The organism is Pedobacter nutrimenti, assembly GCF_003208655.1.
Classification (GTDB): domain Bacteria; phylum Bacteroidota; class Bacteroidia; order Sphingobacteriales; family Sphingobacteriaceae; genus Pedobacter; species Pedobacter nutrimenti.
The window spans coordinates 187715-212791 of the sequence record NZ_QKLU01000010.1 but is presented as its reverse complement, the minus strand read 5'-3'; the positions used below and the strand labels follow the sequence as shown (position 1 = coordinate 212791).

Here is a 25077-nt window from a genome sequence, read left to right as displayed (position 1 = left end):
ATTATTCTGGTTTGTGTGTATTGGTAAAAACGTAAAGACCTGTGATTTTAATCTTTTCTTCCAGTCTTATTTTTTCGGCATCTGCAGTGGCTTTATCCTTATAGCTTGCAATACTGATTTTAATCTTTTTTCCTTTTCTATGGCTGACAATGGTTGCGTTGACACCCCATTTTCTTTTCATAAATTCGATAAACCGGTCTGCTTCCTGTTGATTTGCCACTGAGGAACCAATAACTTCATAGGTTGTTTGCTCAGCAGGTTGTGCAATAGTTGTAGCGGAGCCAGCAAGGTTTACACTGTCTTTTGAAGGACTGACTTTGGCTGCAAGCGTGTCTTTTTTGACGGTCTCCTTTTTAGGGAGCGAATCGACCGGTTTGTTCAAACTGTCCTTTACCGGATTAGGCAATACCGGTTTCTGCTGCTCTGCAGCAGGACTGGCCTGCTTGACCAGCTGATCAAAAAACTGAGGCTTCAACAGAAAAAGGCCCATAAAAATAATCAGCAGGACCAGTAAGGTCAGGATCAGGATCAAATATAGCGGTGTACTTTTTCTTTGTTCTTCATCGGGTACAACAGGGTCCTTATAAAAAGGAGTGTTCACTATTGGTTCATTAACCGGAAGTGGATCTGAAGAAGGTGGAATCACAACTAAAGGTACCTCTGGTATGGCTTCCCCTGTTGATGGATTTTCGTTTTCATCTGCCGCAGAAATGAATTCTTCCTGGTTGTTTTCCGGGGCAGGAACAAGTTCTTCTTCCTGTAAGTTTTTTTCTTCCTCCGGGTCCTGAACCTGCGGCTGGGCATCATGATGGGGCACTACAGTTTCCACCTCAGGAACAATTGTATCGGTTTGTTCAGGTGCAGGTACCTGTTCCTGAACACTTGGAAGGCCGTAAAACTCAAAACCAAGCTGCAGGTCTTTTTCCGGATGAAATGAAGTAAGGCCGTTTTCACTAATTAATTTTCCCAACGGAGAAAGATCGGCCTGTTTATGATCCGTCAGTTGTTTTTTCAGGCCCAGTGTAAACTGTTCAATGTAATAATTGGCAGATTCAACAGATATATGGTGTTGCTGGCTAATGTGCGCAGCCAGTAAAGAACTTTCCGAGACCTCCGTTTTAAATTGTAAAAGATAACTCGGAGGAAGGAAAGAATGTAAATTTGCATCATACCTACCAGGAGACTTTTTTTTAAAGAAAGTTCCCAGATTTGGCAGTCCAACCTCTTTATGTGTTTGAATAAGCTCTGTTAAGTACGATAATATATCCATTTTGGTAAAAATAAATTTTAATTCTTTATCAACCAATTATTAATTAAAAAGCGGTTAGAAAGAATAGGTCAGACCTCCAAATACATTTAGGCCAATAGGCTGATAATAAAGGAACCTGCCATTTGATGTATTATTCAATAAATTATTCGCTTTGGCAAAAACAGCAAACTTGTTGTTGATTTTATAATTTGCGCCTATACCAAGGTCCACAAAACCTTTAACGTTCACAACGGTTTCATTGTTGCGGTCAGGTACCACATATGGAGTCACCGGCTTTGCGGTATACAGCTTCGCTTTGCTGTCATCCTGCAAGGCAACAGCAGCATTGAAGCTCAGCTTATCGTTGAAGTTATACAATAGATTGGAACTCACCCTAAGTTGCGGTTTAAACCAGCTTTTTGTTTCAGAAGCCGGCTTATAGTTTTCCAGGTTTAATTTTCCTGTCCATTTCAAAGCATTGCTCACCTGTACGGAAATTTCTCCCTCAACTCCAAAAAGTTTCATGTTTCCAAAATCATAGATGACATCAAATTTATAAGGAGAAGCAAAGTCATTTACAAATAAGGGCATTTGTGAAATTTCTTTATGATAGACCTTGGCTTTATAACCAAAGCCCGGGCCTGCCGTTCCTTTAATTCCTCCGGTGATGCTCAGTTTCTCTACAGAATTCTGGATTTCAATATTGCTGTTCAGAAAAGGGTTTTCATCCGTCAGCTGTTTTAAGGACGTCCGGTTCACATCTCCTTTTAACTCTCCGAAAACCTGCAGGTAATCCGGAATCAAAGTGAAGTCTGCCGTTACTGCCGGGAAAATTCTGGTTTCAGAGAAGGCGCCGAATTCCTGGACAAAGTTAATTCCTGCATTGATTTTTACGCCATTGGATTGTAACCTGATGTAGGGGTTCAATTTCAAAAGGTTGTTGCCCACACTTACATTCAGGTCCTGGGTTTTTCCGAATTCTACTGAAGTTGCAAGCCCAAGGTTAAAACTGCTGATCCTTTTATTCAGATAACCGTTTAGTACAACCGAGTTTTCTTTTGCATTGAATTTATCTCCCCAGATATAGCCGTTTAATTTTGCCGCATAACTCAGGGCATTCTCATCTGTGGTATACTTGCTGGCTATTTCTCCTTCGGCTTCAAAAAAATTGAAAGCTTGTTTTTCCGGATTGGCGTTTACAAAGGAATTGTTTGGATCTTGTCCATAGAAAGCAAGGCCATTTCGCTGATAGTTGACACGACCACTTAAAGTAAACTGGTCACCGATACTTCGTCCGAAAACACTAAACTCCTGCTGATTGAATTTTTGTTCATTCAATTTACCTTGTTGGCCAAAGTGTCTGAAAAAACCACCAGCCTGCAAGGCTTCATCCCGGCCCAGGTTAATGTATGCCTCGGCAAGTGTTGTGGTTGCAGAACCAAAGCCCGCTTTCACATAATTGTTCATTAAAGCAGCCTGACGTTCATCGGCCAGTTGCTGGGCCTGTAATTTATTGATGTCCGAATTTAATTCCAGTTTGCGGTCTGTCAGGGCATAATTAAAACGCGCCTTATAGGTTTTGATGTCATTAAGGTCCGGACTTCTTCTGAGCTTTACGGCTTCGGCCAGAACAGGTTTATATGGTCTGACGACTTCAATTTCTTCTGCGATGGTCTTGTCGTCTTTTTTCTTATCGGTAGTTTTGGTATCCTGTGCCTGAAGGCCCAATGTACCCGCTGAAATAAAAAGTACAGTCGTATATAGTAGTTTGCTGAATCTCATGTGTGTGCTCGCTTATTTAATTTTTTCTAATTTCTCTTTTGCTGTCGGAACAATATCATCCTTGCCTTCGTAATTGTCTATGATACTCAGCAAGGTACTTTTGGCTTGTAATTTATCTTTGAGCGCAAGATAGTTATCAGATAACAGTATAAATGCTTTGGCAACCCAGTAGTCATAGGAGGCCATATTGTTGATCAGGTCGAAACAGGTCTTCTGAGAAGTTTTATAATCACGTTTTGCATATTGAAGGGCCGCCAGTGTATATTTTGCTTCAGCAGCTGCCAGAGTTTTGGTTTTACTGACCACGTTACTGAAAGATTTGATGGCCATTGTGGTATCTGCTTTTAAAAGATAAGCCTTTCCTGCATACAAATCCGAGCTGTTCTTTTCCTCTTCAGAAGCTTTATCAGACTCCTTAACCAGTTGTGCGTATTTCAATTCATCATCAGGCATTTTTAGCGCATCATAAGCTTTTAACAGGTTATTGATGGCATAAGAATAATGGACTTTGTAATCTGCGGTGGTTTCCAGTCTTTTCAGGTAAACGACAGCTTCATTGTATTTTTTCTCTTTTAAAAATACCTGGGATATACTGATTAAAGAACGTTCCGTATAATCACTGGTCCAGTCGTTCAAAATGTATTCGTAATCAGGAATGGCCTCGGCCGAACGGTTGAGCTTAACCAGGGATTCTGCACGGATAAACTTAGCTTCCTTGTCGTGGATGGCTTTTGGAAATTTGTCAAAATACCCGTTCACTGCCTCAAAGGCGCCTTGAAAATCGCCCTTCAGGTAACGGTTATTTGCAGCCTGAAAAACGATGTTGTCCTGATCGGCAACAGAATAATTTCCAATCGGAGTGGTACCTGCATAAGCAATAAAACCATTTGCATCACCTCTGTCTACATAAATATTCTTGATGGAAGCCAGGGCTTGTTTTGCCTCTTCAGTACTTCCATAATCGGTAATAACTTTTTTGAAGGTGGTCAGGGCTGCATCATCCTGGTCCTGGTTGTATTGTACAAGACCAATAGTGACCATTGCCCTTGGTACATAACTGCTGTGGGGGTATTTACTGATTAATCCGGTCAGGTCTGTTTTTGATTTATCAAGGTCCCCTTTATTAAAATAAGTATAAGCCCTTTCAAAACCCGCATCATCTGCATAATTAGATCCCGGAAATTGTTGCAGTAAACTTTCCATGGTGCTGATCTTTGCATCATCCTGACCACTTAAACCCTGGATCATACCCCTTTGGAATAAGGCATAATCTTCACCGGGAGATCTGCTGCTGATGATCTTATTGTAGTTCAGCAAGGCATTGTCGTAACTTTTATTGACAAAATAGGAGTCTGCCAGCCTGATGGTCGCATCATTAACCGTTTTGGGATCTTTATCGTTCCCATTCAGGAAGCGTTCAAAATAAGTTGCCGCCTTTGAATATTTTTCGTCTTCAAAAGCCGCATAAGCCAAAGCATAATTGGCAAAATTGTAGACTTTGGTTTTATCTGCCGCCGGCATGCTCAGAAAGGTTTCAAAAGTTTTCACGGCCTCACCGTACTTTCTGAGCTCGTAAGCTGCTTCTGCACTCCAATATGTGCTCAAGGCATGAATTTCCTCATCTTCAGGGAATTTTGCTGAACGAAGAAACATAGAGAGGGCATTAGGAAAAGCACGCTCATTATAGAACTCCAGGCCTCTGAAGTAAGTCACTTTCTGATAGGCCTCTTTGGCTTCCGGTGATTTATTTGGAATGGGCTCCAGAATATCAATGGCCGCCTGGTAGTTTTTACTGCTTAACAGAATTTCACCCAATAAAGTCTTAGCCTCATTGATTTTGCGGGAAGTAGGAAACTGTTTAAGAAAATTCTGTGTGGCTTCCAGGGCCTGCTGGTTAAACTCAAGTTCATAACTCAGTTTGGCATAATTGATCCAGGCATCTTCCTGAATGAATTTGTCGAAACTAAGCCTTGAAGCCCTGAAGAAGGCACTTCTTGCTTTCTCTTTATTTTTTAACTCCAGAAACGAACGCCCCAGGGTGTGCATTCCGCTCTGCAGGTATACATCATCGCTATTTAACTTTTCCAGGACGGTGACCGATTCTTTATATTTTTTGAGTTGGAACAGGGAATAACCGTACTGATAAACAAACAGGTTATTCACCACGCCTGACTTATCTTTTGCGTAATAATCAGCAAAATATTTCTCGGCATTTTTATAATCGGATTTTGCAAAATAGGAAGCAGCAATCAGGCTAAGCATTTCCGCTTCATATTGTTGTTGTGAAGTCTGAAGTACAGGAACAGCATAACTGATCACATCATCATAGCGCTGGTCCAGGTAGTACATAGAGGTAATGTAATATGGATAACTGGCCTGATAGGTTGGTGAGCCTTTCAGTTTTTCGAAATTGGCCAGCGCAGTTTTATACTCTTTGTTAAGGTAATTGATATAGGCAAAATAATAGGTGGCACTTTCCTGGAAAGGAGAGACCTCTTTTTTTACAGATTCAAAAAGAGGTTCTGCTTTTTCAAAGTCTTTAAGTTCAAAATAAGCATAACCTTGTTTGAACTGGTATTCCAGTCGCTGTTTCTGGGACAGGGTAGAAGGGTCTGTTTTTTCAAACCATTCCAGGGCCTTTTGATAGTTTTTCTGTGCAAAATAAGACTTTCCTACATGGAAATAAGCCAGCTTTGTATTGGGGTTTAAAGGATAGTCTTTGATGAAATTCTGAAAGAGGTTTTCGGCATCTGCATTTCCCAGTTCAAGGGCACACACAGCGGCATAGAATTTTGCATTTTCCTTTAATAAGGTCAGTTCAGCATTGCTTTCCTGTTGGGCAGCAGGTTTGATCCTGGATTGTTCCACCAGTTTAAACTGCTGTGCGGCAGCTACATATTTTTCATTGTCTAATAATTCTAATCCGCTTTGATAATTCTTGTTAAGGTTTACTAATGGACCTAACTGGGCATACCCTGCCGTTAGGTTTCCTGCCAATAAAAGCGGTATAAAAAGGTATTTTTTCTGCATCGGATTTCAAATATGGTTGTCGCTAATATAGATATAGTAATGTATCTTATTAACATTAGAAATTAACATGTGTTAATAACACTGTTTAACGTAAAGTTATTTAAATTGGTATAAAAAAGAAGCTGAAGATCTTAATCCCGCTGAGAAGCAAGGAGATAAAGTACGGCCATTCTGACGGCGACCCCATTTTCTACCTGTTCAAGGATAATAGACTGTTTACTGTCTGCAACATCACTTGTGATCTCCACACCCCGGTTGATCGGGCCCGGGTGCATGACAACAATCTCTTTGTCCAGGCTATCCAGAATCTGTTTGTTCAGGCCATACATCATGGCATACTCCCGAAGGGAAGGGAAGTATTTGATGTCCTGTCTTTCCAGCTGTATGCGAAGCATATTAGCCACATCACACCAGTTTAATGCTTTTCTAAGATCGTGTTCTACTTTAACCCCCAGGCCGTTAATAAACTTAGGAATCAGGGTGGTCGGTCCACAGACCATCACTTCGGCTCCTAATTTCTGAAGGCATAAAATATTGGAAATCGCGACCCTTGAATGCAGGATATCACCCACAATGACCACTTTTTTACCGGCAACATCTCCAAGTTTCTGACGAATGGAAAAGGCATCAAGTAAGGCCTGTGTCGGATGTTCATGTGCTCCATCTCCGGCATTGACGATCTGGGCGTTGATGTGTTTACTTAAGAATACACCGGCACCGGCATAAGGATGTCTCATGACAACCATGTCTACTTTCATGGCCAGAATGTTGTTCACCGTATCAATTAAGGTTTCTCCTTTACTCACCGAGGAAGAGGAGGCCGCAAAATTAACGATGTCAGCCGATAAGCGTTTCTCTGCAAGCTCAAAGGAAAGTTTAGTACGGGTAGAGTTTTCAAAAAAGATATTGGCAATCGTGATGTCTCTTAAAGAGGGAACCTTTTTTATGGGCCGGTTAATGACTTCTTTAAAATTATCTGCAGTTTCAAAAATCAATTCAATATCATTCCGGTCAATATCTTTAATGCCTAAAAGATGTCGGGTTGATAATTTTTCTGCTGCCATTTCTACTTATTTCTTTCTGATAATAAAATTACTTTGTCTTCTCCTTCTGTTTCTTTCCAGCTGACCCTGACCAGCTGAGAATCCAGGCTGTCTACCTGTTGTCCGATGTAATCCGGTTCAATAGGGACGTGTCTGGAAAACCTGCGGTCTATAAGGACCATCAACTCTACTTTGGCTGGCCGTCCATAGGCAAGCAAAGCATCCAGTGCCGCGCGAATGGTCCGTCCTGTCCACAACACGTCATCTATCAGGATCACATTTTTACCTTCAATAATAAAATCTATGGTATTGCTGCTGGCCGAGACCAGGCCATCTTTGCGCCTGAAATCATCCCTGAAAAAAGTAATATCAAGATTACCTTTCTGGATTTTATTGTTTTTTAAGATCTCAGAGAGCTCCATTTTGACGCGATCAGCGAAATAACTTCCTCTTGGCTGGATGCCAATCAAAACAGTGTTCGAAAAATCGGTATGATTCTCAATTAGCTGATGACAAAGTCGCTTAATTGTGATTTGGAATTTTTTTCCGTCTAGCAGGGTTCTTTTTTGCATTGACTCAAGGATTAGACAAATATAGAAAATCGAATTGAAATCTGTAATTGCTTTTCCATTTTTATTAGGTATTGTATAAGTTTTAGCCTGGAAAGAAAGCTAAAACCTTAACTTTGAGGATGGAGCGGGGAATAATTTTTTTTGACGGGGTTTGTAATCTATGCAACAGTGCTGTTCAGTTTGTCATTCAGCGGGATGCGAAAGATTATTTTCGGTTTGCGGCCTTGCAAAGCGAGCAGGCACAGGAATACCTGGACCGCTTTGCTGTTGACTTTCAGGCCATGGACAGTATTCTGCTGCTGGAAAACGGGAAACTTTACCGGAGATCTTCAGCCGCACTCAGAATCACAAAACATTTGGGTGGGCTATGGCCAGCGCTGTATATCCTGATTTATATTCCGGCCTTTATCCGGGACTTTTTTTATAAGCTGATTTCGGGTAACAGGTACAAAATCTGGGGCAAAAGGACAAGCTGTATGGTCCCCACCCCAGACCTTGAGAAAAAGTTTTTATAATCAGGGTGTCAAATACCTTTTACTGTAATTAATGTTCATCAGGTCATAGCGTTTAAACTGTGTTTTTAACCTGTTTTTAAAATCAGCCAAATTTCTTTTTTCCTTAGGGCTCCATAAAACTTCACTTAAGGCATCCAGACGTGGAAAGAGCATATATTCCACCTTGGCCGGATTGGTGATGTATTCAGACCATAAATTCCCTTGTCCGCCCCAGATGTACTTGCCTTCGGCCAAAGAAAGCTCTTTAGAGACCGGTTCATAATTGTACACCACCTCCAGCGGAAGGTATTTGGCCGCGGTCAGGGAATCGTCTTTTAAAAATTGGGTATGATTGAAGTACATCATGTTCTCGGGGGTCATAATGACCTTATGTTGTTGTTTGGCTGCCGCAATCCCACCTTTTTCACCCCTCCAGCTCATGACAATGGCGTTGGGCGCAAGGCCTCCGTCCAGGATTTCGTCCCAGCCGATAATGGTTTTTCCCTTGCTGTTGACAAATTTTTCGATCCGGTGGATAAAATAACTTTGCAGTCCACTTTCATCTTTCAGTTTATTGTCTTTTATAATTTGCTGGGATACCGCCGATTGTTTCCACCATATTTTTGAGCCCTCATCACCGCCAATATGAATATAAGGAGCAGGAAAAAGCTGCATCACTTCTGTGAGTACATCTTCCAGAAAACTAAAAGTCTGATCAGTAGGCTGTAATACATTGTTGAACTTATTGAAAATTCCCCAGGTCTGGGCCACTTCATATTTTTTAGCAGGTTCAGTTCCCAGTTCCGGATAAGCGGCCAGGACAGCCATGCTGTGCGCGGGCATTTCTATTTCAGGAATAATGGTAATGTAGCGGTCCTGAGCATATTTAATCACTTCTTTAATCTGCTCTTGCGTGTAAAAACCCCCATAGCGTTTGCCATCATTACCGGTTCCAGGATACAAGCCTATAATCGAGCCGTCACGCCATGCTCCAACTTCAGTCAGTCGTGGATATTTTTTGATTTCTATCCTCCAGCCATGGTCATCGGTTAAATGCCAGTGAAAATAATTCAACTTATGCATGGCCAGGTAATCGATGTATTTTTTGACAAAACTGACTTCAAAAAAATGACGGCTAACGTCCAGGTGCATGCCCCTGTAATCAAATCTTGGGTAGTCGAGTATTTCAATCGCCGGTATTTTTCCGGGGATACCATCTGAAAGCAACAGTTGAAGAAGGGTTTGTACACCATAAAAGATGCCCTGGTCTGTAGAACTTAAAATGCTGATTCCTTTTTTCGAAGCCGACAAGGTATATTGATCTGCATGAGGTGCGACGCTTGCACTTCGAATCAGGCTGATGACATTGGACTTCTTTTCATTTGGGCCATATGGAGCGGTCGAAAGCTGCAGGTGATTATATTTTTGGATAAAATCCGACAGAAATGCTGCCGATTTATTTAAAGAAGTATCACTGATCAGGATTTGAGTATGCTTATCCAGCTGGAACTGATCGGAAGGGCTGCCTGCTTTTACAGATACAGGAATGGGAATCAGGCTTTGACTTTGTGCTTTAAGGGTATTAAAAAACAGTGCGCCGATTAGAAAATAGTAAAGGATCTTCATTGTAAAATCAATTTGATCCCCAAAATAACAAAAAAAAAAGCATCCCGGTTAAGGGATGCTTTTTATATATAAGCTTTGGCGGTTTATTTAGCTTTGTTTTTGCTTTCTTCACCTTCCATTTGCTCTTTTAACTGAGCAAGTACACCTAAATCGCCTAATGTTGATTTCTCAACAGAATCTTTAACTTTTTTAACTGCACTGCTGGATGCTTTAGCTTCTTTTTTCTTAGTCGCTCTTTCTTCAGCAACGGCCTCAGCTTTAGCCTCTTCCCAGATACGGGCATGAGAAACAACGATACGTTTAGCATCTTTGTTAAACTCAATGATTTTGAAGTCATTGGTTTCTTCAGCTTTGATAACAGAACCGTCTTCTTTAGCCATATGTTTTGTAGGTACGAAACCTTCAACACCATAAGGTAAAGCAATAACAGCACCTTTATCCGTTACTTTAACAACAGTTCCCTGGTGGATTGAATCCATAGTAAAGATGGTTTCAAAAGTATCCCAAGGGTTTTCTTCCAGTTGTTTGTGACCTAAGCTTAATTTACGGCTTTCCACGTCTAATTCAAGAACAACGACGTCTAATGTATCACCAACTTTAGTGAATTCGTTAGGGTGGTTAACTTTTTTAGACCATGAAAGATCAGAGATATGGATTAATCCGTCAATTCCTTCTTCGATTTCAACAAATACACCGAAGTTAGTCATGTTTTTAACTACTGCAGAATGTTTGCTTCCGATTGGATAACGTTCCGCAACATTTTGCCAAGGATCTTGAGTTAATTGTTTAATACCCAAGCTCATTTTGCGCTCATCTCTGTCTAAAGTTAAAACTTCAGCTTCGATTTCATCTCCAACTTTCAGGAATTCCTGAGGGCTGCGCAGGTTTTGAGACCATGACATTTCTGATACGTGGATCAGACCTTCAACTCCAGGGATGATTTCTAAGAAAGCACCGTAATCCGCAACAGTAACAATTTTACCTTTTACTTTAGAACCAACAGCTAAGTTAGCATCTAAAGATTCCCAAGGGTGAGGAGTCAATTGTTTTAAACCTAATGCAATACGTTTTTTCTCATCATCGAAGTCAAGAACCACAACATTGATTTTCTCGTCTAAGCTCAATACTTCTTTTGGATGCTCTATGCGGCCCCATGAAATATCAGTAATGTGCAATAAACCGTCAACACCACCTAAATCGATGAATACACCGAAGTCAGTAATGTTTTTAACAGTTCCTTCCAATACCTGACCTTTTTCAAGTTTAGAAACGATTTCAACTTTTTGGCTTTCTAAGTCGTCTTCAATTAAGATTTTGTGAGATACAACTACGTTTTTAAACTCGTGGTTGATCTTAACAACTTTGAATTCCATTGTTTTACCCACGTATACATCGTAATCGCGGATAGGTTTAATGTCAATTTGAGAACCAGGTAAGAAAGCTTCAACACCCATGATGTCCACGATAAGACCACCTTTTGTACGGCTTTTAACAAATCCGTTGATGATTCTGTCGTTTTCAAGAGCCTCATTGATAGACTCCCATGATCTTTGGGTTTTAGCTCTTTTACGAGATAAGATTAACTGGCCGTTCGCATCTTCAGGTGCTTCAACGAAAACGTCAACTTTGTCGCCAATTTTAAGATCCGGTGTATCACGGAACTCAGAAGTAGATACCAGACCGTCAGATTTAAATCCTACGTTTAATACTACATCTTTGTTGTTGATAGATACAACAATACCGCTGATGATTTCACCTTGGTTGATTTGATTAAAAGTATCGGTGTACATATCCTCGAACTTTTTACGGTCCTCGTCAGAATATTTTCCGAAAACTTTGTCGTCTGCATCCCAATCAAAATCTTGATCTGGGGTAGCTAATGATGATTTGATCTGCTCGATCGACACTGAATCAGCTTCTGACTCAATGGTTTCTTTCTCAGTCAGACGTGCGTCTGCACCTTGCAATTCGGCTTTTTTAGCCTCTAGTTCTTTTTCTGCTACTTGTTTTTTTGCCATTAAAAATTTAATCTCCTTTTCCCGTTAGGGACTGCAAAGATACAAATTAATATTTTATTGGAAATATTTTTTTGATAAATCTTATTGATTTTGAACTGCTTGTGTATATATTATAGCAAAATTACAGCACCGGTGAGGGTTTTTTCTTTTTCTTTCTTTTGCCCCACCAGATGATAAAGCCCGTAACAGGCAGTGTTGCAATGATTAAGCTGGCAGAAAATGCCATAATTTTGCCAGGAAGACCCAATATGGCACCCACATGAATGTCATAATTCATGGAAATTAATTTTTCCCCTCCGTTTTTATCTTCATAGTTTTTCCGGTGCAGTAATTTTCCCGTGTAACGGTCAAACTGAAGGCCATCGGTACGGTAAAAGACTTCTTTTCCCTGGTAACCATTTGCATAAATAACCCCCTCGGCTCCCGATGCCGGAGACATTCCAATGCGGTCGGCTTTGGGCATCGCTTGTTTGGCCTGTTCAAAAGCTACATCAAAAGGGTTCGCGGAAATCGTTTTGGTGGAATCGGATTTAAAAGAATCGTTTGCCGGAGGGCTGAAACTGCCCGAGGCAATGACGTATACCGTGTTCTGGAACCATTGAAAAGCCCATACCATTCCACTTAAGGCAAGCACCAATGAAATCAGCATGGCATAAAAACCAGGCACATTATGAAGGTCGTAGTTCAGCCGTTTAAAACCCGCTTTCCATTTGACTTTGAAACTCTTGTCCCTGTTGGTTTTGTTCCATTTTTTTGGCCACCAGTGGATGAGCCCTGTAATTAGTATAATGACAAAAATAAAAGTCGCCCAGCCCACAATCTGTTGGCCGTATTTATCGTTCAGCAAAAGGCTCCAATGCAGGTATTTGACGATATTGAAAAAATTATACTTGCCATCCTGAATACCGGTTACTTTTCCAGAATGGGGATCCATAAACACCAGGTCAAAATAGTCGATGGTTCCAAAATAAGTCAGGGCCTTTTCATCACCAGGTTTATAGGTGTAAAATTCCCAGGCCCTGGAAGGATCCCTGTAAGTCGTTAAAAAATTAACCTTTTTTTGCCCGCCAAGCGCCTGCTCGGCTTTTTGGACCAGCTGACTTAAGGGGAGCGTTTTTGCACTGGGATTGGCCTGAATGAAAATCTGGTCCTTATACAGCCATTGGCTGATCTCCACCTGAAAAGCATAAATACATCCGGTCAGTGCAACAATAATGATAATCAGTCCCGAACTGATGCCCAACCATAAGTGCAGCCAGTCACTAATCCTTCTGAAAAGTGATTTTTTACTTTTGTTTTTATGCGGATGTCTTATTCTTTTATTTAGCATGGAAATATCAAACCCTCGTTTTGCTGGCTCTTGTGGTTATTTAGATTAATTATAAACTAATGCAAAGAAAAGCCGAAGAAATGACAGTTGCAAATTATTTATGTCTGCTCAGAGAAAGAATATCCGGGAAAGAATGGAAATGCTGAAGTGCTGACAATTTAAACAGGGCCTGGGTAAAAAAGCGCAGAGTTTGTATATTGGGTTTAAATAGACCCTTAAATATGCATAAAGGAAGACTCGAAGCTTTTAGTGATGGTGTGATTGCCATTATTATAACCATTATGGTACTGGAAATTAAAGTGCCCCATGAAAAAGACCACATTAAGGACCTGGTTCCTTTAATCCCTGTTTTTATCAGTTATGTGCTCAGTTTTATTTACGTTGGCATTTACTGGAACAACCACCACCATACTTTCCAGCGCGTAAGGTCTATTAACGGACCAACCCTGTGGGCAAACCTTCACCTGCTTTTCTGGCTGTCCCTGATCCCTTTTGTAACCGGCTGGATGGGTGAAAACCATTTCAGTCAATGGACTGCTGCGCTGTATGGTTTTGTTTTGCTGATGAATGGAATCGCTTATTCTATTCTGATCAATGTATTGATCCGCAATGGCGGAAAGAACCCCGAACTGCGTAAGGCCATCGGATCTGATACCAAGGGCAAAATATCTGTTGCCCTTTATCTTATAGCCATAGCAGTTTCCATGGTGAATTCCTGGATCAGTTTTGGTATTTATATTCTGGTGGCCATGATTTGGTTCGTGCCGGACAGCCGGATAGAGAAAACCATGAACTCCGAATATACGGAGACCGAATAAGGATAAATCAAACAACAGACTTCTTTTTTCTCCTATATAGCCTTATCTTTATAGAGGAATCTATGGTGACCCAGGTATTCAATGAATAGATTAAACGGGCAAAATCTTGAATTAAATACTAAACACCAAAAAAATGAAAGATACACTCAAAATCGGACTGGACTCTGTAGCCCCGGTGCCCATGCATACAGATTACCATTCTGCGGTTTTTGAAGGGTTCGAAGTGGACCTGATGCAGGAGATTGCCAGCCATCTGGACCTGAAAATAGCCTATGAAATTTCACTGTGGAAAAACATTCTTGAAAAACTGTACAAGGGACAACTGGATATGATTTGTTCTGCGGTTACCATGACGCCTTCCAGACAAAGGATCTTGGAATTCAGTGCACCCTATTTGCAGTTTCGTCTTTGCGCAGTGGTTAACCAGGGGACTTCCCTTAACAACCTGAACAGTTTTGAGCATAAAACTATTGGGGTCCGCATTGCAACAGAAGCAGAAAAGTATATTATGGGGAAATTTCCGGGCCATCAGGTGATCCATGCAGAAAAAAACGAAGCACTTTACACCCTGCTGCTGGAAAAAAAGCTCGATGTTGTGATTGATGACTCACCCATAGCCGGAGGTTTTCTGCAAAAATACAAAAGCCTTCAGATTGGAATGTTTCTTCCCGATACCCATTCCCATTACGCCATTGCTATGAAAAAGGGTGATGTTGAACTCAAAAAGAAAATAGATAAAGTTTTAAAACGGCTCAAAGAAAATGGCACCTATCACCGGATCTACAAAAAGTGGTTTACCTACATTGAACTTTGATCTGTTGTTTTTGGGGCATTCCCGGCTTCTATAATTTCTTTCAACTGCAGGAGCCTGTCCATAAAACTCGAGTAAGCGCGGATGTGTCCATGGGCTTTCACGGTGATGATGTGGCTGCGCACAAACTTTTTGACGTCTGTTATTTTTATTGCCGGGTTTAAATAAACGGTTTCCGGCAAATCAATCCCTTCAAAATAAGTCTCTAATTCTTCAATTGACATGCGCAAATATAACTAAAAAAGCCCCTGAATATGTGTCATTGATTTCTCCATGATCAGATTTGTTTTGCAAAAACCCAAGAGATAAGTGCTGTCCAGCTGGTTATAGAGTTCCAGTATATCGGCATCTGTACCTGTTTTTTCCAGCAGGACTGCATTTTCTGAGAGCGCAGTAATACTTGCGCCGTACTTTTGGATCAGCGCCCAGTAAGAAGAAGTCAGGATGTCTTTGGAAACACTGAAAAAACCAATTTTACGCTGGATGTTCTCCTGGGCAGCGTCGGCCCTTGCCTTATACACTTCTATAAACCTTTCGAGTTTGAACAAGGTGTTTTGGACTTCATCTACCGGTAGGAATGCCTCTATGGTAATCAACACAATTGTACTGATGTCGGTCCTGGAAACATTTAAGCTTTCCATTTCATAATTTCTTTTATTGAAAACAGAGGTAAGCTGGTTTAACAGTCCTTTTTTGTCTTCCGAGACAACGCTGATGATAAATTTTCCCTTCATGATTTTAAGCAAAAAAAAAGCCTTCCGGGTAGGGAAGGCTTATGATTTATAATTTTCAATTTATTTTACATAACCTTCCCTATATCATGAATGACAATAATAATTACAATAGCAATCACAGATAAGCTAGGCTTAACGTTCAGCATATGTAAATTTAAATTTGTCATCAGAGCAGCAGGGTTTATTGTTTTTTCAAACTTAAGGATTTTGTTTTAAAAAAAGAGCATACAGGCGTTAAATCTTCGTGAACAAATGAACAAGCAGGCAGGACCGCCTGGTCCAAAAATTAACACAATTAAGACAGGGGCTTGTTATAATTTTAAAAATGAATGCTTAAGTTTATAACCGTTGATGTGCTTTGCACGGAAAATGTAATCATTACAGAAATTTAATTGTCACATACATGAAAAGAAGAGTAACCGCCGTTTGGAACGGTACGGGCCTGGAAGGTAAAGGAACATTATCATCGGCCAATAATTTCTTTAATCAGACCCCTTACAGCTTTAAAACCCGTTTTGAAAATGAAGATGGTAAAGCAGGCACCAATCCCGAAGAACTGATTGCAGCAGCCCACGCCGGTTGTTTCAATATGCAGCTGAGTTTTATGATTGTTGCAGCAGGCTTTACTGCAGATGAGCTGAGTACAGAAGCTACCGTTTCCCTGGATCCGGTAGAAGGCGGTTTTGCGATTTCCAATATTACCCTGGACCTGCATGGCAAGGTAAGTGGAATGGATGAGGCTAAATTTATAGAACTGGCAAATGCTGCAAAAGCAGGTTGTCCGGTAAGTAAAGCACTAAGTGCCACCCCAATTACACTAAATGTAAGTTTTAGTGCCTAAAAATTAAAGCAGTAGGGGGCTATTAGCCCCTTACTGTTACTCTTCCAGGGCAATTCGCATAAAGCCCAGAACTTCCTCATTTAAATCTTCTTTGGCGTGCATCCTCAAATGGTGGTTGTACTGATTGCTGCCCGGAACCTGTCCGAATTTGATAAAGCAAAGGTTATCCGGGTAAAGTTGTTTAAAGGGAAATACCACATGGATAAAATTTTTTCCAAGCTGGCTAATGTATACAATTCTTTTTCCATGATGTTCCAGACTGATCATGGTTTTTGTCGTGTTCAGGCGGAGCTCGGCCAATTGTTCAAAAGTGCGGATGAAATGATTAAAAAGCTCGAGGGTTTTCTCAGACTTTCCCTTTAAAAAATCTGCCACACTTTTTTCATTGCAGGCATGCTGCTGGTTATTCCTTAAAAAATTTTGCTGACATAAGGGGCAGGTCCACATGCTTTGTTTTTTAGTAAAAATAAAAAAGCCCGTTGAATTTTTCAACGGGCTTTTTCTTTGAATTTATTTCCAGCCGCCGCCCAGCGCCTGGTATAAATTGACAACAGCTTGTAACTTCTGCAACCGGTCATTGATCCCGCTCAGTTGTGCTGCCAGTAAACTCTGTTCTGAAGTCAGTACATCTGTATAATTGGTTGCAGAACTGTAACGCAACAATTCCTTGGTATAATCCACTGCTTTGGTCAGCGAGGCAATCTGCTTTGCCCGGGTCAGTTCTTTCTCATTTGCGGTCTGGTAAGCATATAAGGCATTTGAAACTTCCTGCCCACTGGTCAGCAGGGTTTGCTGGAAGCTGTAAAAGGCAATTTGTTGCTGGGCCTGCGCTGTTTTTAAGCGGGCCTTGTTTTGTCCTTTATTAAAAATAGGCTGTGTTAAGCCCCCCATCAGACTATAGAAAATAGAATTGTCAAAAAAGTTTTTCACCTGTAAACTGGATAAACCACCATTTGCCGTTATGGTCAGGGCAGGATAGAAATAGGTTTTGGCCGTATTGGTGTTTTCGAAAGCCGCTCTGAAGGCCAGCTCAGCCACCTGAACATCCGGACGGTTTTTGAGCAACTGCGAAGATATGCCGGTTTTGAGGTCGGAGTAGGGCTGTTGCTGGTCCAGATTGCCACGGCTGATTTCGCCCGCTCCTTTTCCCAGAAGAATACTCAGTGCATTTTCAGTTTCCCTGATGCTTCTTTTTAAATCAGGAATGCTGACCTGCGCGGCATAAAGATTGGCTTCACTTTGCACAACTGCGGCACCATTTACAATCGCTCCTTCTTTAAGGGACTTCATGGTTTCCACATCAGTTTCCCTGATTTTTACGGTCTGCTCGGTAATGCTCAACTGTTTATCCAGTGCAAGCAGGGAATAATACGCATTGGCAATATTGGCAATAAGTTTGGTTTGTACCGCTTTTTTAGCCGCATCACTTTGCAACAAAGAAGCATAGGCCGAACGTTTGGCACTGCTCAGTTTCCCCCAGATGTCTGCTTCCCAGCTGGTACTCAGCTGGGCCTTATAAGTTTGGGTTTCGGTGACCACACCCACGCTAGGCGGAATGTTCAGGGCCGCCACAGACTGTTTTGCATCTGTTACCGAAAGGTCAGCACTCAGGCTGGGCAGAAATGCAGCTTTACTTAACCTCAGGCTTGCCTCTGCAACCTTAATTTTCTCAATCGCCTGTTTTAAATCCAGGTTCTCGTTGATGCCCTGTTGGATCAGGTTTTGCAATACAGGGTCTGCAAACAAATCCTTCCAGAACAGGTTTGCGATGCTGGTGGTATCGGTTCCGTTTTGACCGCGGTACAGATCATTGGCATTCAATGATGGCGGGCGTTCATATTTCTTGGTCACACAGGCACTCAGTGTCAGCGCGGAAAAACCAATAATGAAATAAAACTTTTTATACTTAGAATTCATGTTTTTAAGGTTAATGTTCACGGACATCGGCCACTGGAAATTCAATGTCCTGCTGTTCTTTATCTACGTTTTCGTCAAATGGTGATTTATTGCTTACTTTTTCCTGTAAAGTCTGGAACACGATAAATAAGGCCGGGATCACAAATATCCCGAAAACTGTACCAACCAGCATCCCTCCAACGGCACCGGTACCAATAGATTTGTTACCCGACGCGCCCACGCCTGTGGAGAGCATCAGTGGGAGCAAACCTAAAATAAAGGCAAATGAGGTCATCAGGATCGGACGTAAACGTGCTGTCGCACCTTCTACTGCTGCCGCTACAATGCTCATGCCTTTTCTGCGGCGGTCTACTGCAAACTCTACAATTAAAATGGCATTTTTTGCCAGTAAGCCCACCAGCATGATCAAGGTAATCTGTGTATAGATGTTGTTGTCAATGCCAAAGATTTTATCAAAAATAAACACACCTGCCAGACCAATCGGTAAAGAGATCAGTACAGATAGGGGAAGGATATAACTTTCATACTGGGCACACAATAAAAAGTACACAAAAATCACGCAGAGCAGGAAGATGAATACCGTTTGGTTGCCACCGGAAATTTCTTCCCTGGACAATCCGGAAAACTCATAACCATAACCCGCTGGTAAATGGATGGCCGCTTCTTCCTGTACTGCTTTTAAAGCATCACCAGAACTAAAGCCAGTACTGGGGTTACCTGTTATCGAAATGGATGTAAATAAGTTGAAACGGGAAATTGCCTGAGGGCCATAAACTTTTTTCAGGTTAATGAACTCCGAGATTGGCGCCATGGAACCGTTTGCATTTCGCACATAAATGCCGTTTAAGCTTTGTTCGTTTGCACGGTACTGGGCATCGGCCTGGTACATGACCCGGTATTGTTTTCCAAATTTATTAAAATTTGACGCATAGACCCCTCCATAATAACCCTGTAAAACACCCAGAATGTCACTGACGCTTAAGCCGGCTTGTTTGGCCCTGGCCGTATTGACTTCTATCAGGTACTGAGGGAAGTTGGGGTTAAAGGACGTTGCCGCATACTGGATTTCCTTTCTTTTGCTCAAGGCTGCAAGGAAGTTGTTGCCGATGGCGCTAAACTTGTTGATGTCTCCGCCTGTTTTATCCTGCAGCTGGAACTCGAAGCCCCCGCTGGTTCCAAAACCCTGTATGGTAGGCGGGGCAAAGAAAATCACTTTGGCGCCTTTAATACTGGCTGTTTTGGCAAAGAGTTCACCAATAATAGCCTTTACATCTCTTTGTCGCTGATCCCATGGTTTCAGCCTGGAAATCACCATTCCATAAGAACTTCCCGTACCGCTGATCATACTGCGGCCAATTACTTTTAAGGAATTTTTTATTTCAGGAATGGTATGGACAATACTGTCAATTCTGGTGATCACCGCATTGGTCTGCTCCTGGGAGCTGGCTGCAGGCAAAGAAATATCCGACATAATTGTTCCAAGATCCTCATTGGGAACAAAACCTTTTGGAGTTGTCCTCATGGTCCAGATCAGAACGACCGTAAATAAGGCGATGCCCAGGCCAGCTACCCATTTGTTATGGGAAAGAAAAGTCACGGACTTTTTGTATTTACTGGTCATCCGGTCGAAAGAAGTATTAAAGGCAACATAAAAACGTTGCAGGAAATTTTTCTTTTTACCGTGGTCATCCTCGTGGGGTTTCAGGAAAAGGGCACACAAGGCAGGACTGAGCGTTAATGCATTGATGGCAGAAAGAATAATGGCAATGGCCAGGGTTAAACCAAATTGTTTGTAAAATACACCCGAAGAACCCTGGATAAAACTCACCGGAATAAATACCGCGGCCATGACCAGGGTAATGGAAATAATGGCCCCGGAAATGTCATCCATGGCATCAATGGTTGCTTTTTTGGCCGATTTATAACCATGGTCCAATTTGGCGTGTACAGCCTCTACCACCACAATGGCATCATCAACCACAATACCAATGGCCAAAACCAAAGCGAATAGGGTTAGTAAATTGATGGTGAAACCAAAAAGGCTTAAAAAGAAAAAGGTACCGATAATCGCAACCGGCACACTGATGGCCGGGATCAATGTCGAACGGAAATCCTGCAGGAAAATGAACACCACCAGGAACACCAGGATAAATGCCTCGATCAGGGTATGGATTACTTTTTCAATGGAAGCGTCCAGGAAGTCATTCACGTTCACCAGTGGTGCATAATGCACCCCCTTAGGGAAGGCCGCCGAAGCGTCATCGAGTACTTTTATAGAGCCTTCAATAACCTCTTTCGCATTGGAGCCTGCTGTTTGGTTAATCGCAATACCTAGGGCTGGTTTCCCGTCAAAACTAACCGAACTGGCATAACTTTGCGCACCCAGCTCTATCCTGGCCACATCTTTTAAACGCAGCACCTGTCCGTTGGCGCCGGTTTTAATAATGATGTTGCTGAATTCTGTTTCGGTTTTCAGCCTACCGGTATATTTAAGGGTATATTGGAAAGATTGTTTGCCCTGTTCACCAAATTGTCCCGGAGCGGCCTCTATATTTTGCTCGGCCAATGCCACACTAACATCATTGGGCACCAGGCCATAGGTTGCCATCACGTCCGGTTTCAGCCAAATCCTCATGGTATAATCCATTAAACCAAAAGCATTCGCATCGCCGACCCCATTGATCCTTTTGATTTGGGGGATCAGATTGATGTTGGCGTAATTTTGCAGAAACTTTTGATCATAGGAAGGATTGTCACTGTAAAGACCAAAAATAAGCACGTTACTGGCCTGTTTTTTTGCGGTGATTACACCCGCCCTGGTGACCTCTGCAGGCAGTAAACTTGTTGCCCTGGAAACACGGTTCTGAACGTTTACAGCCGCCAGATCGGGATTGGTACCCAGTTTAAAATTAACGGTAATGGTTGCAGTACCGTCATTCCCGGCGGAGGAAGTCATGTAAGTCATGTCCTCTACACCGTTAATCTGTTCCTCTAAAGGAACCACCACACTGTTCATTACCACATCGGCATTCGCTCCCTGGTAAGAGGCCGATACCTGTACGGTAGGCGGCGCAATTTCCGGGTACTGGGAGACAGGTATTGTAATTAAGCCCAGTACACCCAGGATCACGATAATAATCGAGATGACCGTAGATAAAACTGGCTTTTCTATAAATTTCTTAAACATATATCTTATTTCAGCCGGCCGGATGGCCGGAAGTCATCAACAGGTTACTTATTTTTTTGGAGCAGCATAAACAGAATCCGCACTTTGTTCCTGCGGTTTGATTTCAGCCCCATCTTTAAGGGATTGAAAACCTTCGAGCACAATTTTATCATTTGCTTTCAGGCCTTTGGTGACCACATAGAAATTATCCTTTGCGTTTTCCATGATCTCAATTTCTGTGTTTTTAACAATGCCTTTGTCATCGACCACGAAAACGAACTTTTTACCCTGAAGGTCGGTGGTCGCCTTTTGAGGAATAAGGATTACATTTTCCAGGTGCTGCGGGATAATCACCTGCGCACTGGCACCACTTCTGAGCAGCCTGACCGGATTGCTGAAAGTTGCCCTTAAGCTTACTGAACCTGTTCCTGTATTGATTAAACTGTTGATGGATTCTATTTTTCCATTCTCGGCATAAATGGTCCCATCTGCCAGGGCCAGGGATACAGCCGGAATGTTTTTCATTTGCGCCTCGAGTGTTTTGCCTTTGTAATTTCTGGAGAAATCCAGTAACTGCTTTTCATTCAGAGAGAAATAAGCATATATCTTTGAAATGTTGGCAACTGTGGTCAAAGGTGTGGTACCGCTGCTGCTCACCAGACTTCCGGTTTTAAATGGAATGCTACCAATTACCCCGTCAACAGGACTGGTAATGGTGGTATAACCTAAATTCACTTTTGCATTGACCAGTTCAGCTTTGGCTTGGGCAAGGGCTGCTTTTTTACTTTGAAGAGTCAGCTGGGCAGCATCCAGTTCATATTTACTGATGATGTCTTTATCCACCAATGGTTTGGTTTTATTCACCTGCAATTGTGCTGTATTGACATCTGCCTCTGCGCTGCTGATGGCCGCTTTTGCAGTTCTGACGGCCTGCTCATATTGCGGGGCATCAATGGTAAATAAAATCTGGCCCTTTTTAACTGCGGCACCTTCATCTACATAAATCCTCTGAATAAACCCATCCACTTTAGGCCGTATATCGATGTTCTGAATACCTTCCAGGGTTGCCGGGTATTGAGAGTTCAGGGTAGTTGATTGCTCTTTTACCGTTAAAACCGGATAAGGCTGTGGCTGTTTCGCTGCAGCTGCGGCCTGCGCTTCTTTTTCTTTTTTATTACCGCCGCAGGAAATCAGTACTGATCCGGACAAGATCAGGAGCGCTAAAGGGATTGTTTTCATAAAGGGTATATGCATTTATTATAATAAATTTAACAAGCGATAAAAGTATTTAATAACATTATGCCAGAAAACACAATAATGTAATATTGTTACCTTAAAGTCCGGGAAAGTGTAATAATGATGTTATAAACAGGGTAAATGCCCTTTTTTAACTCAAAAAGGGCTGTACTTTAGATAGGGCAAATTGCAGCTGTTCGTCCTGCGTAATATTGGTATTGTCCAGAATAATGGCATCCTGGGCGCGGGTCAAAGGGCTCTCTGCACGGGTGGTGTCTGCATAGTCCCTGTGGGCAAGGTTTTCAAAGACCTCTTCGAGCGTGGTACTGGTATCTCCCTTGCTTTGCATTTCCTTAAACCTTCTTTCTGCCCTGATTTTAGGGTCAGCTGTCATGAAAAGTTTAACCTGCGCATCCTCGAAAACCTTTGTGCCAATATCCCTGCCATCCATGACAATGTTTTTGGATTTCCCCATACGCTGTTGCTGGCGGACCATTTCATGACGGACCAGTTTATTGGCTGAAACCTCACTTACTTTTTCAGAAACAGGCATTAACCTGATTTCTTCTGATACTTCTTCCCCGTTTAAAGTGATGTGCGACTGATAATCCCGGGAGTGGAAATTCAATTCGATATGCGCAAGCGCATATTTGACAGCTTCGGGATCATTGATGTTGACCTGATTGCGGATGAAATAAAGAGTTACCGCACGGTACATGGCACCGCTGTCTATATAGATGAAACCTAATTTTTTAGCCAAAGCCTTTGCAAGTGTACTCTTTCCGCATGATGAATAGCCATCAATAGCTACAACCAGGTTTTTTCTCATGAGTGCAAAGTTAATATTTCGGCCAAATTTTCCGGGTAAAAAGCTTCATAATTTTGGCAGCTTTCAAATAAGTTTAAGCTTTTAATACGCTTTGCGCACTTATCATTTATCAGTTAAGAAAGATATGCTTAATTTTACAACATGTTACCAGTAAGAGAAGATATCCTGAAAACGGCCAGTTTTAAAACCTCCAGAAGCGGAGGGAAGGGCGGACAGCATGTAAATAAGGTTTCCAGTAAAGTAGAATTGCTCATCAGATTATCGGAGGTTCCCTTTCTTGATGAGCAGGAAAAAACGCTGGTCATCAGCAGGCTCGCCAACCGTATAGATCAGGAAGGCTACCTGCATATCGTATCCCAGGAAGATAGGAGTCAGTTGCTGAATAAAGAAAAGACCATTGCAAAATTACTACATCTTTTAAAAGCAGCTTTGCATGTGGAAAAGGCAAGAAAGCCAAGTAAAATACCCAGGGCAATCGTAAAAAAACGACTGGAAGAAAAACAGAATAAAGCCTTAAAAAAAGCTGGCCGAAAAAAACCTCAATTAGATTATTGAGGTTTTTTTATGTCCGTACAAATAGGATCAGTTGAAGCGGTAAAACAGGCTAATGGTACCATACTGGTGCGCCCATGCGGTACTCTTTACTTCCTTTGTTTTAAATAATACGGCAAAATCAGCAGTAAAACGTTGGGAACTATAATTTACACCAAGCTGCTGGGCAAAAACAACCGGCTTGGAACCAAAAGTGACCGGACTGTTGTGGTTAAATAAACTGCCCTGTATGGTTGCATCATAGGCCACAAAATTAAGCTGGGGTTTTGCATAAAAAAAGAGCTCTTGCTTAACGAGTCCTTTCGTTTTGGCATTTTGACCAATTGCCGCATTGGTGTAGGCCGAATTGAACAACTGGTTAATGCTTCCCGCGCGAATTATAATTCCTGCACCTGCGCCACTAAAAGTAGTCCCCGCATTGGCATAACCTTCAAAAGAAAAATCCAGAAAAGGATTCGGGGTTCTGTAAAGCAAACGGGTATATTGTGCAGACAGGTTAATGGCCATTTCATTTTTTATCTGGTAATCCCATCCTTCAGGAGCATAGAAGCCAACAGTCCTGTGCAAAAGCTCCTGTGCTTTCTGGGCAAGGGAATTGGGACCCGTGGTCCCGATCTGTGCCGCGGCACGGAAAATACTTTCATTTTTAAAGAACCAGTTCAAAGCACCTTCCCCATACAAATAACCTGCAAAGGGGCGGTCCTGTTTGGCCGGATCCGGAACAAATCCCGAAATCGGGTTGTACATTTTTTGTCCCAGGGTAATTTCCAGCGTTTTTTTCTCCAGGCCTTCTTTTAGCTCCTGCTGATTAAAGGCGTGGCGAAACTGGATAAACAGCCCATTGGTATAATAACGGTCTGAGCCCTGTGCCAGATAAGCGTCGTTATCACTTCTAAAGCCAAACTCGTTTTTATAGGTTTGTGCACTGGTTTGTGCAAGGGAAAAACAAAGGAAAAGTCCTGTAAGACTGGATTTAAATAATTTCATGCCGGAAAATAAAAAGCCCCGGCTTTAGCCGGGGCTTAAAGA

The 25077-nt window shown here is 41.9% G+C and carries 21 protein-coding genes; 5 read left to right on the top strand and 16 right to left on the bottom strand.

Annotation, left to right across the window (positions count from 1 at the left end; translation table 11 throughout):
* Position 1: 1 nt before the first annotated feature.
* The 5 genes from B0O44_RS23210 to pyrR form a co-directional block, all read right to left on the bottom strand.
* Positions 2 to 1270 (bottom strand): HU domain-containing protein, encoded by a 1269-nt coding sequence (locus tag B0O44_RS23210; protein WP_146229894.1) that lies wholly within the window; start codon positions 1268 to 1270, stop codon positions 2 to 4.
* A 54-nt stretch (positions 1271 to 1324) separates the two neighbouring features.
* Positions 1325 to 3031, bottom strand: coding sequence for a TonB-dependent receptor (locus B0O44_RS23205; protein ID WP_110834480.1), 1707 nt, complete (start codon positions 3029 to 3031; stop codon positions 1325 to 1327).
* 12 nt (positions 3032 to 3043) lie between these two features.
* Positions 3044 to 6061, bottom strand: coding sequence for a tetratricopeptide repeat protein (locus B0O44_RS23200; protein ID WP_110834479.1), 3018 nt, complete (start codon positions 6059 to 6061; stop codon positions 3044 to 3046).
* A gap of 131 nt (positions 6062 to 6192) precedes the next feature.
* On the bottom strand, positions 6193 to 7125 hold the full coding sequence (locus tag B0O44_RS23195) for an aspartate carbamoyltransferase catalytic subunit (RefSeq protein ID WP_110834478.1): 933 nt from the start codon (positions 7123 to 7125) through the stop codon (positions 6193 to 6195).
* Positions 7126 to 7127: 2 nt separating this feature from the next.
* Positions 7128 to 7676, bottom strand: a complete 549-nt coding sequence (pyrR, locus tag B0O44_RS23190) for a bifunctional pyr operon transcriptional regulator/uracil phosphoribosyltransferase PyrR (protein WP_110834477.1) — start codon at positions 7674 to 7676, stop codon at positions 7128 to 7130.
* 119 nt (positions 7677 to 7795) lie between these two features.
* Between pyrR and B0O44_RS23185 the strand changes: the two genes are divergently transcribed.
* Positions 7796 to 8191: a thiol-disulfide oxidoreductase DCC family protein gene (locus B0O44_RS23185; RefSeq protein WP_110834476.1), complete on the top strand. Its 396-nt coding sequence runs from the start codon at positions 7796 to 7798 to the stop codon at positions 8189 to 8191.
* Here B0O44_RS23185 and B0O44_RS23180 read toward each other — a convergent pair whose 3' ends face one another.
* The 3 genes from B0O44_RS23180 to B0O44_RS23170 form a co-directional block, all read right to left on the bottom strand.
* A complete protein-coding gene (locus B0O44_RS23180) occupies positions 8192 to 9796 on the bottom strand; it encodes a beta-N-acetylhexosaminidase (protein WP_110834475.1) in 1605 nt (534 codons plus the stop codon). It abuts the gene before it with no gap.
* A gap of 83 nt (positions 9797 to 9879) precedes the next feature.
* Positions 9880 to 11814 (bottom strand): 30S ribosomal protein S1, encoded by a 1935-nt coding sequence (rpsA, locus tag B0O44_RS23175; RefSeq protein WP_110834474.1) that lies wholly within the window; start codon positions 11812 to 11814, stop codon positions 9880 to 9882.
* Between the two features lie 121 nt (positions 11815 to 11935).
* The gene (locus tag B0O44_RS23170) at positions 11936 to 13144 is read right to left on the bottom strand and encodes a PepSY-associated TM helix domain-containing protein (protein ID WP_110834473.1); all 1209 of its coding nucleotides are present in this window, start codon (positions 13142 to 13144) and stop codon (positions 11936 to 11938) included.
* A 221-nt stretch (positions 13145 to 13365) separates the two neighbouring features.
* Here B0O44_RS23170 and B0O44_RS23165 point away from each other — a divergent pair, with 221 nt between their 5' ends.
* On the top strand, positions 13366 to 13962 hold the full coding sequence (locus B0O44_RS23165) for a TMEM175 family protein (RefSeq protein ID WP_110834472.1): 597 nt from the start codon (positions 13366 to 13368) through the stop codon (positions 13960 to 13962).
* Positions 13963 to 14095: 133 nt separating this feature from the next.
* On the top strand, positions 14096 to 14776 hold the full coding sequence (locus B0O44_RS23160; RefSeq protein ID WP_110834471.1) for a substrate-binding periplasmic protein: 681 nt from the start codon (positions 14096 to 14098) through the stop codon (positions 14774 to 14776).
* Here B0O44_RS23160 and B0O44_RS23155 read toward each other — a convergent pair.
* Both B0O44_RS23155 and B0O44_RS23150 read right to left on the bottom strand, forming a co-directional pair.
* Positions 14761 to 14997: a DUF6965 family protein gene (locus B0O44_RS23155; RefSeq protein WP_110834470.1), complete on the bottom strand. Its 237-nt coding sequence runs from the start codon at positions 14995 to 14997 to the stop codon at positions 14761 to 14763. The genes B0O44_RS23160 and B0O44_RS23155 overlap by 16 nt on opposite strands.
* A gap of 12 nt (positions 14998 to 15009) precedes the next feature.
* Positions 15010 to 15507, bottom strand: a complete 498-nt coding sequence (locus B0O44_RS23150; RefSeq protein ID WP_110834469.1) for an ACT domain-containing protein — start codon at positions 15505 to 15507, stop codon at positions 15010 to 15012.
* A 403-nt stretch (positions 15508 to 15910) separates the two neighbouring features.
* Between B0O44_RS23150 and B0O44_RS23145 the strand changes: the two genes are divergently transcribed.
* Complete coding sequence (locus B0O44_RS23145; RefSeq protein ID WP_110834468.1) at positions 15911 to 16348, top strand: OsmC family protein; 438 nt, start codon at positions 15911 to 15913, stop codon at positions 16346 to 16348.
* Positions 16349 to 16384: 36 nt separating this feature from the next.
* On the opposite strand, the gene B0O44_RS23140 is transcribed toward B0O44_RS23145, so the two are convergent.
* The 5 genes from B0O44_RS23140 to cmk all read right to left on the bottom strand — a co-directional run bounded on the left by B0O44_RS23140 (position 16385) and on the right by cmk (position 23496).
* Positions 16385 to 16795, bottom strand: coding sequence for a DUF5655 domain-containing protein (locus B0O44_RS23140; RefSeq protein ID WP_211321437.1), 411 nt, complete (start codon positions 16793 to 16795; stop codon positions 16385 to 16387).
* Between the two features lie 63 nt (positions 16796 to 16858).
* Positions 16859 to 18265 carry an efflux transporter outer membrane subunit gene (locus B0O44_RS23135; RefSeq protein ID WP_110834504.1) on the bottom strand — a complete coding sequence of 469 codons (1407 nt, stop codon included), beginning with the start codon at positions 18263 to 18265 and terminating at the stop codon, positions 16859 to 16861.
* A 10-nt stretch (positions 18266 to 18275) separates the two neighbouring features.
* On the bottom strand, positions 18276 to 21452 hold the full coding sequence (locus B0O44_RS23130) for an efflux RND transporter permease subunit (protein WP_110834467.1): 3177 nt from the start codon (positions 21450 to 21452) through the stop codon (positions 18276 to 18278).
* A gap of 48 nt (positions 21453 to 21500) precedes the next feature.
* A complete protein-coding gene (locus B0O44_RS23125; RefSeq protein ID WP_110834466.1) occupies positions 21501 to 22670 on the bottom strand; it encodes an efflux RND transporter periplasmic adaptor subunit in 1170 nt (389 codons plus the stop codon).
* A gap of 148 nt (positions 22671 to 22818) precedes the next feature.
* Complete coding sequence (gene cmk, locus B0O44_RS23120) at positions 22819 to 23496, bottom strand: (d)CMP kinase (RefSeq protein WP_110834465.1); 678 nt, start codon at positions 23494 to 23496, stop codon at positions 22819 to 22821.
* 141 nt (positions 23497 to 23637) lie between these two features.
* On the opposite strand from cmk, the gene arfB reads away from it, so the two are divergent.
* Positions 23638 to 24051: an alternative ribosome rescue aminoacyl-tRNA hydrolase ArfB gene (arfB, locus tag B0O44_RS23115; protein WP_110834464.1), complete on the top strand. Its 414-nt coding sequence runs from the start codon at positions 23638 to 23640 to the stop codon at positions 24049 to 24051.
* A 27-nt stretch (positions 24052 to 24078) separates the two neighbouring features.
* On the opposite strand, the gene B0O44_RS23110 is transcribed toward arfB, so the two are convergent.
* On the bottom strand, positions 24079 to 25035 hold the full coding sequence (locus B0O44_RS23110) for a lipid A deacylase LpxR family protein (protein WP_110834463.1): 957 nt from the start codon (positions 25033 to 25035) through the stop codon (positions 24079 to 24081).
* Between the last annotated feature and the right edge of the window lie 42 nt (positions 25036 to 25077).